This window comes from Salinivibrio sp. IB574 (assembly GCF_001996205.1).
In the GTDB taxonomy this organism is placed as follows: Bacteria; Pseudomonadota; Gammaproteobacteria; order Enterobacterales; family Vibrionaceae; genus Salinivibrio; species Salinivibrio proteolyticus.
The window spans coordinates 19,178-32,593 of the sequence record NZ_MUFN01000028.1; the positions used below are offsets into that span (position 1 = coordinate 19,178).

Consider the following 13,416-nt stretch of genomic DNA (forward strand, 5'->3'; position numbering starts at 1 on the left):
ATTACATCATTACTACGTCAAACTGCTCTTGGGTATACAAAGGCTCGGATTTCACCTTTACTTGCTTGCCAATAAAGACTTCAAGCTCTGCGACTAAGTGGGAGTCCTCTTCTACCAAAGCTTCCACCACAGCAGGCGAGGCATATACCACAAATTTGTCGGCATCATAGGCACGGTTCACCCGAGTGATTTCTCTTAGCACTTCATAGCAGACGGTTTCTACCGTTTTCACCGAGCCTCGGCCTTCACACGTTGGACACTCGCCACACAGCACATGTTCAATACTTTCGCGCGTGCGTTTGCGGGTCATTTCCACTAAGCCGAGCTGGGTAAAGCCATTAATGTTGGTTTTTACCCGATCATGACTTAACGCTTGTTCCAGCGAGTGCAACACGCGGCGGCGGTGTTCGTCGGTACTCATATCGATAAAATCGATGATAATAATACCGCCCAAATTACGCAGACGCAGTTGACGAGCAATGGCCCGTGTTGCTTCAACATTAGTATTAAAGATAGTCTCATCAAGGTTACGGCGCCCAACAAAGGCCCCGGTATTGATATCGATGGTGGTCATGGCCTCGGTTTGATCAATGATCAAATAGCCCCCCGACTTCAACTCCACCTTACGTTCCAACGAGCGCTGGATTTCGTTTTCGGTGTCGTACATATCAAAAATCGGTTGCTGACCATCGTAGTAAGCAAGCTTGCCGGCAAGCTCGGGGACAAATTCAGAGGTGAATTCTTCCAATGTATCATATGCTTGACGAGAGTCGACCCGAATCAAATCCAGCTCGGTGCCAACAAAATCACGCACAATACGCTGCGCTAATGCCAACTCACCATAGAGCATGGATTTTGATTTATACCGTGCGCGCCGCTCTAAGACCTTCTTCCACAACCGTTTTAGAAAGGCTGCATCTTGCGCCATTTCTTTATCCGTCGCGCCTTCAGCCGCGGTGCGGATAATAAAGCCGCCCAACTCATCGCAATAGTCACTGACAATACGTTTTAGACGACTGCGCTCCTCTTCACTTTCGATACGCTGTGACACGCCAACATGCGACGCGCCCGGCATAAAGACCAGATACCGCGACGGCAGAGTGATGTCCGTGGTCAGACGAGCGCCTTTGGTGCCCAAGGGGTCTTTGACCACCTGAACCACAATGTCTTGTCCTTGGCGTACCAATTCAGAAATATCGCGCACTTGAAATTGCTGCTTCTCATTCTCAGAGACACACTCAGTGTGCGGCACGATATCCGAGGCGTGCAAAAAAGCCGCTTTATCTAAGCCAATATCGACAAAGGCTGCCTGCATCCCAGGCAAGACACGACTCACTTTCCCTTTGTAGATATTGCCTACGATGCCGCGCTTCGCTTCTCGCTCAATATGGATTTCTTGAAGGTTGCCACCTTCTATCATCGCCACCCGCGTTTCGCTAGGTGTGACATTGATTAACAGTTCCGCACTCATGGTTTCCCCGACATCTCAAAAATGGGCCTGACGGTTGTTCAGGCCATAAATTGCTTGAGCAGCTGCTCGGTTTCATACAATGGCAAACCAACGACCGCGTGATAACTGCCGTCGATACGGGTAACAAACTTGCCGCCAAGGCCTTGAATGGCGTAGCCGCCCGCTTTATCCATAGGTTCTTTCGATTGCCAGTACGCGCGAATATCGTCATCGGTCAACTCACGAAACCACACCCGTGTTGTTACCACAGTGGTCACTTGCTTCATCGCATTGGCAACGGTCACCGCCGTCATCACTTGATGCTCACGGCCAGATAGCTGTTTGAGCATACGTGCCCCATCCGCTTCATCGCGCGGTTTTTCCAGTACCTGCTCGCCATCGACGACGATCGTATCGGCGCCTAATACAGGTAAATGACCACCGGTTTTTGCGACTCCCGCACGTGCTTTGTCTTGTGATAAACGAGACACATAAGCATAAGGCGATTCACCGGCTTTTTGCTGTTCTTCAACATCCACCACTACCCGCGAAAAGTTGATGCCCATATCAGTCAACAACGCTTGGCGTCGCGGTGAGCCTGAGGCCAGATATAAATCAATGCTCATGATATCCCTCTAACGAATTGCAAAACGACGACGCACCCGGCGGAGCAGCAAGAAAAGCCAAGGCCACAGTATAAAGTTAAGCACACCTGCCCAGAGCTGCTCTGGATTAAACTGTACGTCAGAGACGAGGTACTCCGCCCAGAACTCGATCAACTTTCCCGCGAGGGTTAACAGCGACAGTAGCAACGCTTGTTGCCAGTAAGACATGTTGCGCAAAAGTTGAAAGTTGAGCGCGACAAGATAGACCAAGATCGCCATCATTAAACCGCGCACCCCTAATGTTGACCCTAACATCAGGTCCCACAGCAAGCCCAGCACGAGTGCCGTGCCAACATTGACCCGGTGCGGCAAAGCCAACACCCAGTAGAAGGTCACCAGCAACACCCACGATGGTCGAAAAGGCGCGAGTTCGCCAGGCCAAGGCGCTGCTTGTAAGATAAGTGCAGCAATAAAAGTCAGCCAAATCACCAGATGACCGCGAAATATTGAATTTGCCACTATTGCGACTCTCCTTTTTCGTTAGATGCCACGGCATCCTCGGGTTGAGAGCCTGCTTGTTCGCTATCTTGCTCAGGATCCGCTTGCTCAGGCGTCGGCCAGACCAACAGCAAATACCGGAGACGATCAAATTTCACCGCCGGCGTTGCCTTGACCTGAGCAAATGGCCGTTTGTTGTCAAACGAAAACTCCGTCACCGTGCCCACCGGATAACCTTCCGGAAAAACACCGCCCAATCCCGACGTGACCAGCTTGTCACCGACCTTAATATCGGTACTGCTCGGAATGTTGTCCAAGCCGATATACGCTGTCGAACCCCGCCCGGAGGCAATCACTCGAATATCATTGCGCATTACCTGCACAGGAATCGCGTGGGTAGGATCGGTTAATAGCAGCACCCGGCTATTGTGCGCGCCCACATAGGCAATTTGCCCCACCACACCGTGCTCATTGATCACCGGTTGGCCTTCGTAAACACCATTGGTGCGCCCTTTATCCAGCATCACTTGATGTTTATAGGGATCGGAGTCGACCGCCATAACCTCAGCGACCATTTTTCGCTCATCGCGAACAAACGGCGAGCCGAGTAACTCCCGTAAGCGTTGGTTTTCGCGCTCTGTTTGCGCTAACAACAACTGATCACTTTCAAGGCGCAATACTTGCGTACGCAGCGCCTCATTTTCGGCCACTAGACGCCGGTGAGATTGAAACTGCGTCACCAACGCATCTAGCGTGTCCCTTGGAACGTTCGACGCATATTGCAGCGGTGCAACCAGTGTATTGAGGAAATAGCGAACGCCAGCAAAGGCGTCAAGACGACTATCAGCCAGCATAAGGCTGACTGATAGTAAGAGAGCGAAAAACAGGCGTAGTTGCAGAGACGGGCCTCTGCCAAACATAGGTTTCATGATGAAAACAACCTGTTTGTTGGCACGATCACCTTAGTCTTCGCTAAAGAGGTCGCCGCCGTGCATGTCAATCATTTCAAGCGCTTTACCGCCACCGCGTGCCACGCAGGTCAATGGATCTTCTGCCACCACCACAGGGATGCCGGTTTCTTCCGTCAGCAAACGGTCCAAATCACGCAGCAGCGCACCACCGCCTGTGATCACCATACCGCGCTCAGAGATGTCAGACGCTAGCTCAGGTGGACATTGTTCTAGCGCGACCATCACGGCTGAAACAATTCCGGTCAGCGGCTCTTGCAGCGCTTCAAGAATTTCATTCGAGTTCAGAGTAAAGCTACGCGGCACCCCTTCAGCGAGGTTACGACCACGCACTTCAATCTCACGCACTTCATCGCCCGGATACGCCGAGCCAATTTCGTGCTTGATGCGCTCTGCGGTCGCTTCACCAATCAAGCTACCGTAGTTACGGCGCACGTAGTTGATGATGGATTCGTCAAAGCGGTCACCACCGATACGTACTGATGAAGAGTACACCACACCATTTAGCGAGATCACAGCCACTTCAGTGGTACCACCGCCGATATCGATCACCATCGAACCTGTGGCTTCTGATACCGGCAGGCCTGCACCGATCGCCGCCGCCATTGGCTCGTCAATCAAATACACTTCACGAGCACCCGCACCGAGTGCTGACTCACGAATCGCACGGCGTTCAACTTGGGTCGAACCACAAGGAACAGCGACCAGCACACGCGGGCTTGGGCGCATATAGCTGTGATCGTGTACCGATTTGATAAAGTGCTGCAGCATTTTCTCAGTCACATAAAAGTCGGCAATCACACCATCTTTCATCGGGCGAATGGCCGCAATGTTTCCAGGCGTACGACCCAGCATTTGTTTGGCGTCGTGACCCACAGCAGCCACACTTTTTGGCGAACCTGCTCTGTCTTGGCGAATGGCAACAACAGAAGGCTCATCAAGAACAATGCCTTGTCCTTTTACGTAAATCAGCGTATTGGCGGTTCCCAAGTCAATCGATAGATCGTTGGAAAACATCCCGCGAAGTTTCTTAAACATGATGGTCGGTTAATCCTGCAAGCTGTGAAATCAGACAAATTGAGCTAAATGTATCAACGCGCACGGTAAGCGGCAAGATACGGCGCTGTAAACCTGAATGAGATCTGAGTTTTTTTTCATTGCGCTGTCATTTTGATGATTTTTTCATCGAAAAACATGCCAGCTTCCTATTTTGTCCACTTTGCTATTGCGACATCGGTGCCTCTTGGCAAGAGGGACGGATGACTAATTCGGTCTTCGCATGCTGTGTCGGCGTTGCTTCATAATAACTGAGGTAACAAGACGGTGCGGGATTATCATGATAGACCCACACGTAATCGACGCCGGCTTGGCTGTCATGCGGCTTGGGCAGCCAGCGCTCTTCTTCTTTGAGTACACCAATTAATTGCGGTAAGTCACTGGCTACTGGATACCCAAATTGCACGTCAATGGTGGCGCCTTCGACCGTTAAAGTCCCGCGAGGCTGATCCGCGATATTCGAGGCTTGCGCTTGTTCATAGGTCTGCACCATCACATTATCAATGGCACTTTTTAGCCCTTTCAACGCCGTCACGTTCGCATCCGCCTCATAATCGTAGAATTTGGGCACCGCAACAACCACAAGCAAACCTAAGGTACACAACAGAAGAATAAATTCGAGCCATGTTCGCCCTGCCTGTTGCTGCTTGCGATTCACTTGATTCTCCTCTGTTGTCATCGTTTCCCCCAGCGGCGGCGTTTCTTTTGCGCAGGATGAGGCGACATTTCCGCACCGAGTAAGCGCCCTTGTCCCCCCACGACGCCCAGCTCTTTGACTACCTGCCACTCTAGATCCGTTTCCACACCTACTGCCAAGACGTCGGTGGTAGTGGCTTCACACGCCCCCAGCATACTGCGTAAGTACAATTGGTTTTCAGGGCGCTGATGAATATTACGCACTAAGCTACGATGTAACTTGATATACGCTGGCTGAATATCTTTTACATAGTGAGTGCTCACTACTGTTCGACCAGCTTGGTCGACCACGAGTCGGCACCCTAACGCGGCTATCATTCTCAAACAAGGGCGCGCCGCGTCAAATTGCGCCACTAAGGCACCTTCAGACACTTCCACCAACAAACGATTGAGGATACTTCGGGGTGTTTGCAATAACGCATCACGCAACCAAATCACAAATTCGCGTTGGCAAAGTGAGTGAACACTTACATTTATAGCATAATTGTCGATATGATCAGCGGTTTTTAACCACCACAGCGCACGGCTCACCGTCGCTTTATCAAACACCACATCCATACCGACCAACTCGACCCCAGGCCAGAATCGAGAGGCTTTTAACACCTTGCCATTTTCGTCTTTGATCCGACCTAAAAGTTCATAGTGAAGACGGGTTTTGCCATCCCGCGCATAGACAGGTTGGCGATACAGCATCGGTCCTTCCCCCGCCATCACCGACTCCAACAGCGTACGCCAGCGCACACTGCCGCGTTTGTCTAAGCGGCGAATGTCTTTGTCAAATTGCGACCAGCCACTATGCCCTTCCAGTTGGGCCGCTCGCAGCGCACGCTCGGCTTCATCCATCAAACGACCTCGACGCTCTCCCGCCCCAAATGAGGTCATTCCCATATGGAACCAGTTGTCGGCATCCAGTGTGTCCGGCGGGCTCAGTTTGTTGAGGGCGTTGGTAAGTTGAGACAAAAAGGGATGGACTTCTTCCCCTGCTTGATTAACCAACAGAATGGCGAAATCCGAGGCAAAGTAGCGAGCCAGTACCGCATCAGGAAAACGTTGGATCGCATTCGATAACACACTGCCCATGCCTTGAATCAGCGCATCAGCGCCTTCTTGACCCTGCTGTTCCAGCAAGTCTTCCCAATCGGCGACACGCACTAAAATCAAGCTGCCTTGGCTCGCATCATCGCTGGCTAACGTGTGCAACCGGTTATCAAACATGACCCGGTTCGCCGCCCCAGTCAGCTGATCAAGGAAGGTATTGGTGCGAATAAAGGTATCAAAGCGACTTCGCTCTTGGCGGGCTTCTTTCAATTCCTCGATTAATTGCGTCAATGCGGCACTGGCAGGAATCGGCCACTCGTGAGCATCGCCATGTTGCGCTTCATCAAGCCTGCCAGCTAAGATTAAGCGCCCTCGCTGCTCCAAGACCTCACTGCCATAAAGCTGGCGGCGTAACCATTGGATCCCCCACGCCAAGCCCAGCACAATCACCAAAATGGCCGCGGAAAGTGAAGACAGTGGCCCAATGGAGTAGGCAAACTCCGCATACGGGGGCACAAAGGTCAGCTTCACAGCAAAGCCGGGATTGTTCGCCAGCGGAATGTCTCGGGTAATCGCTTGTTGCGTGGTCGGGGCTTGATAATGAATTTGCTCGTACTGATAAAGGATGCCCGCATCGGAGTAGATGGTCAGCGAGGTGACATCACTCGCCTTGAGCATTTTAGGCAGCCAACGAGAAAAATACTGGTTGTCCCGTTGCTCGGTGGCCATTTCCTGATCGATCACCTCCACCATGCCATCCACATAGTGTGAGATAAAATCGATACCTAATTGACGAAAGCTAATTGCCCCACCGATAAATAAGACAAAAATCGCACACACCACAATCAGGGTGACAAACGCCACTAATCGATTGGTAAGCTTCATGCCGCTAACTTTGAGGGCGTTGGCTGTTCTTTCCATGATTCTCTGCTGATTCAGGTCGCCTTGATGGTCGAGTAGTCGGTATTATCAGGCTTGGTTATCATAATGTGAATGCTTGTCTGACGATTGGTTATCACCTTTTTCACTATTAAGAGGTTTCATGGACTGGATTACCTGCACGCAAAGCTTTATCTGTGTGGTTGAACAAGGCTCTTTGGCACAAGCCGCCACCAAGTTACACACCTCAAGTTCTGCACTGTCAAAGCGGTTAAGCTGGCTTGAGAGCCAGCTGGGTGTGCAGCTGTTAAAGCGCACCACCCGAAGCCTATCGATGACCGATGCTGGCGATCTGTTTTATCAACGCGCCAAAGCGTGGGTGGATGATTGGCAACAGCTGGTCAGCGAGACCGCATCCACGTTTGGCGAAGTCAGTGGCATCCTGCGTATCGGTGCGCCATTGGTGACAGGGAACCGCTTCTTGGTCAACTTTATTGCTGAGTTTCTTGAGATCTATCCGAAAATCAAAGTCGAGTTGACCACGCTAACTCCCGGCCAATTGCCCGATCTGAATTTAGATGTGGTGATCAGCCGTGAGCTCGACTACTTCAACTCAGCCAGCTACATCGCAGCCAAGCTGTTTGATTTTCAGCCCGGCTTTTTCGCCGCTCCCAGTTACCTCGCTCGTCACGCGCCGATCACCTCACCCACGCAACTGACCGAACACAACGTCCTGCTATATGGCAATTCACACCAACCTCAAGAACGTGTTTTTGAAGACGGAACGCGCTTGCAGTTATCCGGTAATTTTGTCTCTCCCAATCCCGAAGCGCTGGTGAGTGCGGCTGTGATCGGGATGGGGATCATTCTTGGCGGCGCGGGCACCGTCCAAAAAGAGCTCGATCAAGGGTTACTGGTCCCCGTTTTACCAACGCTGAAACAGCCCCGCACATCTGCCTATGCCTACTATCCAAAGTTGGACTATAACCATACCAAGACCAAATTATTTATCGATTTTATCAAGCAAAAAGTTAAGAACTTGTATATCTGAGGGAATGTCACGGCTTAAAAAGCGATAGCGCATGCGCGGCTTTGCGCGATTTTGGAAAAAGTATTTTATTTTTTGTCTATATATCGATAACAACTGCCGCGCTAAGGTAAGGGTCTTTACTCACCTCACAAAACGGACGCGAGATCCATGTCTTACTACAATCCTAAATATCCCGACACACCGGCACTCAAACGTGCGGCCAAAAAGCGTATTCCCGCCTTTGCCTTTGATTATTTATGTGGTGGATGCCACGACGAAATCGGTCTCGCTCATAATTTTGATCGCTTTAAAGACGTCAAGCTACAGTCTGATCTCTTGGCTCCCACCCCTGACATTGATTTATCCGTTGAGCTCTTTGGCCACCGCTATGCCGCGCCCTTTGGCATTGCGCCTGTTGGCTTAYAAGGCTTGATGTGGCCTAAAGCGCCTGAAATCCTTGCCAAAGCCGCACTGGAAGCCAATGTGCCCTACGTACTCAGCACAGTGTCGTCGGCAAGTCTTGAAACTATTGCCGACATTTCTGAGGGCACGGCGTGGTATCAGCTCTATAACCCAACCGATGCCAAGATCCGCGAAGATCTGATGGGCCGCATTAAGCGTGCAGGCTACAAGGTTCTCCTTGTCACCGTCGATGTACCAACCTTTGGTTATCGCCCTCGCGACATCAAAAACGGCTTAGCCATGCCACCCAAAATGAACCTACGCAATATTGCACAAATGATGCAATGTCCAAGCTGGTGTTGGCATACCTTGCTGGCGGGGGTTCCGGAAATGCAAACCCTCAAACCCTACATGCCGAAGAACATGCCCACCAGCGAGTTGGCAAACTTTATGAACAATACCGTGATGGGTGCAGTGGATTTTGAAAGCCTGAAAGTGATCCGTGACAACTGGGATGGCCCCTTGATTCTCAAAGGACTGGTCAATCCTGAAGACGTCGCTCAGGCCGTTGCCCTAGGCGCTGATGGGGTGGTGCTATCCAACCATGGAGGCCGTCAGTTAGACATCGGCGAATCGCCGCTCGATACCATTCGTACTATCGACAAGGCCTATGGGGATAAAATTAAGCTGTTGCTAGACAGCGGCGTACAAAGCGGTGGCAACGTTGCGCAGGCCATGGCCATGGGAGCCGACTTTACCTTACTGGGCCGTACCTTTGTTTACGCGTGCGGCGCCGTGGGGCATCATGGTGGCGAGCACGCAATTGAAATGCTCAAACAACAAATGACGCAAGTCATGGGGCAGCTAAAGTGTCCAACGCCGACACAACTGCCACATTTCCTCAAAGCCGGCCCCGGCGTTTAAGTTCATCAGATAAAGAAAAGCCCCGTAACAACGGGGCTTATCGCTTGTCGAGTAAACCGTTTTTTAGAACGGAATATCGTCGTCAAAGTCAGGCAGATCGTTGTACTGCTGCTGAGGTTGCGATTGTGGCTGAGATTGCGGCGCTGCTTGCTGCTGAGGCGGCTGCTGGTTGAAGTTGTTTTGTGGCTGTTGAGGCTGGCCCCACCCACCTTGTTGCTGCGACTGCTGCATTGGCTGACCTTGACCTGGTCCGGCACGGCCACCAAGCATTTGCATGCTGCCGTTAAAGCCTTGCACCACCACTTCTGTTGAGTAGCGGTCTTGACCACTTTGATCTTGCCATTTGCGCGTTTGCAGCTGCCCTTCAATATAAACTTGCGAGCCCTTACGCAAATACTCGCCAGCCACTTCTGCGGTCTTACCAAACAGAACCACGCGGTGCCATTCGGTTTTTTCACGCATCTCGCCAGTGCTCTTGTCGCGCCATGACTCCGAGGTCGCTAGGCTTAAGTTCGCCACTGCACCACCGTTCGGGAGATAACGGATTTCCGGATCATTGCCCAAATTACCAATCAAGATGACTTTGTTTATGCCACGGCTGGCCATAGGTGACTCCCACTCTTGTTACACGCGAAAACATTTTCGCCTACTGGATAAATAAACACGAAGTCTAGCACGAGCGCCCAAGAGGTTCGATGCTTTTCCACGCGATCTGGTTCCAGATTCTGCATTCACGCTGCGAACCTAAGAACGGTCATACGCTTACATATACGTAGACAACAAAAATAGTTTAGACTGAGTAAAGTCCCCGCGTGAGCGCCTCTCTGCGCTGAATTATGCAATAATACGCACATCGGTGAGCACGCTTTACGTCAGATAAGTAGGAACTTTATGAGCAAGGCAGAAACCACGTCCGATTCTTACACACTGCTTCTCATCTCTCAGCCCAGCATGTCTGTCTCTGCATTGATCGCGTGTTTAGAAAAAGAAATCCGCGGCACCGTTGAACTCGTGAGTCCAGATACGATTCACGAAAAGCTTACCGAGCGTTCTGGGTTAGTCCTGATTGATTTAAGTGCCTTTGACGACACCGCCACCGAGCGTCTTAAACATGCACTCACACCGTATGCTGATCAGCATGTGTTTGCTCTCCTCAATGCCCATGATCTTACCGCGARGGAATTGGCAAGCTGGCCCTTTATTAAAGGGGTATTTAAGAAAGACGATGAGCTAAGCCATCTGTGCTACGGCGTTGAGAAGATGTTCTCGGGAGAATATTGGCTCCCCCGCCACAAAATGGCTGCGCTGATTCACTACTATCAACAGCATTATCAGCAAACTATCGATGAACAAGCCATCGTGCTCACCAACCGTGAGCAAGAAATCTTACGGCATCTGGTCACAGGCGCATCGAATCAAGATATTGCCAATGCGCTTTCGGTCAGCGAGCACACGGTTAAATCACATTTGTATAATGTTTTCAAAAAGATAAATGTAAAAAATCGCGTACAAGCTGTTTTTTGGGCGAAAAACAACTTATCGTTAATCGGATCGGTCGGGCTCGAACTCGGTCCTGACAGTTACGATGATTAATCGCGAATACATCCTCCCGATCCCAACGGCGCACTCGCGCCGTTTTTGCAATAAGGAAGTCGCAAATGGCCTTTGATGTTTTTAATGGCGATGCCGACGGGCTAACCGCGCTGGTACAGTGGCGCCTCGCTTATCCTCAAAATACCACCCTTATCACTGGTGTGAAGCGGGATATTGCGTTGTTGCAACACGTCCCAGTTGAGACCGAACAGGTCAATGTGTTTGATATCTCGATGGCAAAAAACCGTCCTGCCTTAGAGGCCTTATTGCAGGCGGGAGCCAACGTCTTTTATGCAGACCACCATGACAGTGGGCCGCTTCCGACCTCGCCGTTATTGGATGCGCACATTCATACTGCATCGAATACCTGTACCGCGCTGATCATTGACGCCCTACTCGGTGGCCAATATCGTCATTGGGCGCTCGTGGGCGCGTACGGTGACAACCTGAACCGCAGTGCTGACGCCCTAGTGAAGCAAAGCGAGATCGATGCCGCCACGCGCGACCGCCTACAGCGCTTAGGGGTGTATCTAAACTACAACAGTTATGGTGCCAGTTTGGATGATCTACTCATGCCGCCTGCGGTGCTTTATCGCCACATGGCCGGATTTGAAACGCCTGACGACTTTATGCAAGCCTATCCAGATATCGTGATGGCGCTAGCGGAGGGATACCAAACCGATCGTGCTCATGCAGAACAACTTACTGCCGAGTATGACTATGCCGGTGGTGCCGTCTATCTACTACCCAATGCGCCTTGGGCACGGCGTATCAGCGGCATGTTCGGCAATCAGCTTGCCAACCAATCGCCCGATAAAGCTCACGCGGTATTAACGCCAACACCGGATGGAGACTGGATGGTTAGCATTCGCGCCCCCTTAAACCGTCCCCTAGGCGCAGTGGCTCTCGCACAACAATTTGCCACTGGCGGAGGACGAGAAGGCGCGGCTGGAATCAATGCCTTGCCACAAACAAAGCTATCCGACTTTGTATCGGCTTTCAGTCGCCACTACCCGTAAGTTTGCTCAGCCTCTTAACTCTGTCTCGCGTGAGCATGGGTAAAGAGTGTGAACTAACGCATATTCATGTCGTCAGAGTCTGGGTGAGCGATGAGTGAGGGCGTGCGTTTCGCTATACTGGAGCGATCGCGGCTTGCTTCCCTGCGCGTCGCCCAGCAAAATAATGCATAACCTATTGCTGTGGATGGTGTATTTGATTGCCATTCACGTAAATCACGCTGCGGCCTGTATGGCCACATCAGTGACGAATAAAGGATCCAAGATGATTAACAAATGTCTGTTCCCCGCCGCCGGTTATGGTACGCGCTTTCTACCCGCGACCAAGTCCATGCCCAAAGAGATGATGCCTGTCGTCAATAAACCATTGATTGAGTACGGTGTTGATGAAGCACTTGAAGCGGACATCCACGGCATGTGCATTGTAACGGGTCGCGGTAAGCATGCGATCATGGATCATTTCGATAAGAACTATGAGCTGGAGCATCAGATCAGCGGCACCAACAAAGAAGTGCTGTTGGATGATATCCGTAACACTATCGAAAAAGCCTCGTTTACCTATATTCGCCAACATGAAATGCGTGGCTTAGGACACGCCATTTTAACCGGTCGTGAACTGGTGGGTGATGAAGCATTTGCGGTCGTGCTGGCGGATGACCTGTGTATCAACCCGGGGCATGGCGTGCTTAAACAAATGGTGGCGCTATACAAACAATTTCGCTGTTCTATCGTCGCGGTGGAAGAAGTACCCGAAGACGAGACCCATAAATACGGGGTTATTTCCGGGCAAGAGATCAAAGATGACCTTTTCCGCGTAGACAACATGGTGGAAAAACCTGACCCGGGTACAGCGCCGAGCAATTTAGCCATTATCGGCCGTTATATTTTAACCCCTGATATTTTTGAACTGCTCGAAAACACACCACCGGGCAAAAACGGTGAAGTGCAAATCACTGACGCCTTGCTCAAGCAAGCGCAAGCCGGATGTGTGTTGGCCTATAAATTTAAAGGGGAGCGCTTTGACTGTGGCAGCGTGGAAGGCTTTATCGAAGCCACTAATCATTGCTATCAAAACCTCTACTTAGGCGGCAAAAACAAAGACGAAGCCACGGTTAAAAACCCGTAATCCCCGCTCTGCGTTGCGTCTCGACGTAAGGACTTTCCACCTTGGCAAAAGGCTGTGTAAATATACAGCCTTTTTTGTTTGGTCACAGCGCCGTCTGTGCGATACTGGGCACCGGTGACCAATAAGTGAGCTGAC

General features: G+C 51.1%; 13 protein-coding genes. 5 read left to right on the plus strand and 8 right to left on the minus strand.

Annotated elements, in window-relative coordinates:
- Position 1: 1 nt before the first annotated feature.
- From rng to csrD, 7 genes are all read right to left on the minus strand, one after another.
- A complete protein-coding gene (gene rng, locus BZJ17_RS13365) occupies positions 2–1,471 on the minus strand; it encodes a ribonuclease G (protein WP_069588168.1) in 1,470 nt (489 codons plus the stop codon).
- Positions 1,472–1,509: 38 nt separating this feature from the next.
- Positions 1,510–2,079: a Maf family protein gene (locus BZJ17_RS13370; RefSeq protein WP_096630698.1), complete on the minus strand. Its 570-nt coding sequence runs from the start codon at positions 2,077–2,079 to the stop codon at positions 1,510–1,512.
- 6 nt (positions 2,080–2,085) lie between these two features.
- Positions 2,086–2,574 carry a rod shape-determining protein MreD gene (gene mreD, locus BZJ17_RS13375; RefSeq protein ID WP_069588172.1) on the minus strand — a complete coding sequence of 163 codons (489 nt, stop codon included), beginning with the start codon at positions 2,572–2,574 and terminating at the stop codon, positions 2,086–2,088.
- Positions 2,574–3,482: a rod shape-determining protein MreC gene (gene mreC / locus BZJ17_RS13380; protein WP_069588174.1), complete on the minus strand. Its 909-nt coding sequence runs from the start codon at positions 3,480–3,482 to the stop codon at positions 2,574–2,576. Before mreC ends, mreD begins: the two co-directional genes overlap by 1 nt.
- Before the next feature lie 33 nt (positions 3,483–3,515).
- Positions 3,516–4,559 carry a rod shape-determining protein gene (locus BZJ17_RS13385; RefSeq protein ID WP_069588176.1) on the minus strand — a complete coding sequence of 348 codons (1,044 nt, stop codon included), beginning with the start codon at positions 4,557–4,559 and terminating at the stop codon, positions 3,516–3,518.
- A 184-nt stretch (positions 4,560–4,743) separates the two neighbouring features.
- A complete protein-coding gene (locus tag BZJ17_RS13390; RefSeq protein ID WP_077641065.1) occupies positions 4,744–5,256 on the minus strand; it encodes a hypothetical protein in 513 nt (170 codons plus the stop codon).
- Positions 5,253–7,232 (minus strand): RNase E specificity factor CsrD, encoded by a 1,980-nt coding sequence (csrD, locus tag BZJ17_RS13395; RefSeq protein ID WP_069588180.1) that lies wholly within the window; start codon positions 7,230–7,232, stop codon positions 5,253–5,255. The genes BZJ17_RS13390 and csrD overlap by 4 nt, the downstream gene beginning before the upstream one ends.
- A gap of 121 nt (positions 7,233–7,353) precedes the next feature.
- Between csrD and BZJ17_RS13400 the strand changes: the two genes are divergently transcribed.
- Together BZJ17_RS13400 and BZJ17_RS13405 are read left to right on the plus strand one after the other, a co-directional pair.
- On the plus strand, positions 7,354–8,241 hold the full coding sequence (locus BZJ17_RS13400) for a LysR family transcriptional regulator (protein ID WP_077479477.1): 888 nt from the start codon (positions 7,354–7,356) through the stop codon (positions 8,239–8,241).
- 147 nt (positions 8,242–8,388) lie between these two features.
- Positions 8,389–9,546, plus strand: a complete 1,158-nt coding sequence (locus BZJ17_RS13405) for an alpha-hydroxy acid oxidase (protein WP_077641066.1) — start codon at positions 8,389–8,391, stop codon at positions 9,544–9,546.
- Positions 9,547–9,609: 63 nt separating this feature from the next.
- On the opposite strand, the gene BZJ17_RS13410 is transcribed toward BZJ17_RS13405, so the two are convergent.
- Positions 9,610–10,152, minus strand: a complete 543-nt coding sequence (locus tag BZJ17_RS13410; RefSeq protein ID WP_069588185.1) for a single-stranded DNA-binding protein — start codon at positions 10,150–10,152, stop codon at positions 9,610–9,612.
- A 285-nt stretch (positions 10,153–10,437) separates the two neighbouring features.
- On the opposite strand from BZJ17_RS13410, the gene BZJ17_RS13415 reads away from it, so the two are divergent.
- The 3 genes from BZJ17_RS13415 (at position 10,438) to galU (ending at position 13,281) form a co-directional block, all read left to right on the plus strand.
- Positions 10,438–11,139, plus strand: a complete 702-nt coding sequence (locus BZJ17_RS13415; RefSeq protein ID WP_077641067.1) for a LuxR C-terminal-related transcriptional regulator — start codon at positions 10,438–10,440, stop codon at positions 11,137–11,139.
- Positions 11,140–11,204: 65 nt separating this feature from the next.
- Positions 11,205–12,158 carry an acetyltransferase gene (locus tag BZJ17_RS13420; RefSeq protein WP_077641068.1) on the plus strand — a complete coding sequence of 318 codons (954 nt, stop codon included), beginning with the start codon at positions 11,205–11,207 and terminating at the stop codon, positions 12,156–12,158.
- 262 nt (positions 12,159–12,420) lie between these two features.
- Positions 12,421–13,281, plus strand: coding sequence for a UTP--glucose-1-phosphate uridylyltransferase GalU (galU, locus tag BZJ17_RS13425; protein WP_069588192.1), 861 nt, complete (start codon positions 12,421–12,423; stop codon positions 13,279–13,281).
- Positions 13,282–13,416: the final 135 nt, after the last annotated feature.

Bases quoted from the DNA above. Each gene is read 5' to 3' on its own strand.
- rng (WP_069588168.1), bottom strand. From the start codon at position 1,471: ATGAGTGCGGAACTGTTAATCAATGTCACACCTAGCGAAACGCGGGTG.
- mreC (WP_069588174.1), bottom strand. From the start codon at position 3,482: ATGAAACCTATGTTTGGCAGAGGCCCGTCTCTGCAACTACGCCTGTTT.
- BZJ17_RS13385 (WP_069588176.1), bottom strand. From the start codon at position 4,559: ATGTTTAAGAAACTTCGCGGGATGTTTTCCAACGATCTATCGATTGAC.
- BZJ17_RS13390 (WP_077641065.1), bottom strand. From the start codon at position 5,256: ATGACAACAGAGGAGAATCAAGTGAATCGCAAGCAGCAACAGGCAGGG.
- csrD (WP_069588180.1), bottom strand. From the start codon at position 7,232: ATGGAAAGAACAGCCAACGCCCTCAAAGTTAGCGGCATGAAGCTTACC.
- BZJ17_RS13400 (WP_077479477.1), top strand. From the start codon at position 7,354: ATGGACTGGATTACCTGCACGCAAAGCTTTATCTGTGTGGTTGAACAA.
- BZJ17_RS13410 (WP_069588185.1), bottom strand. From the start codon at position 10,152: ATGGCCAGCCGTGGCATAAACAAAGTCATCTTGATTGGTAATTTGGGC.
- BZJ17_RS13420 (WP_077641068.1), top strand. From the start codon at position 11,205: ATGGCCTTTGATGTTTTTAATGGCGATGCCGACGGGCTAACCGCGCTG.
- galU (WP_069588192.1), top strand. From the start codon at position 12,421: ATGATTAACAAATGTCTGTTCCCCGCCGCCGGTTATGGTACGCGCTTT.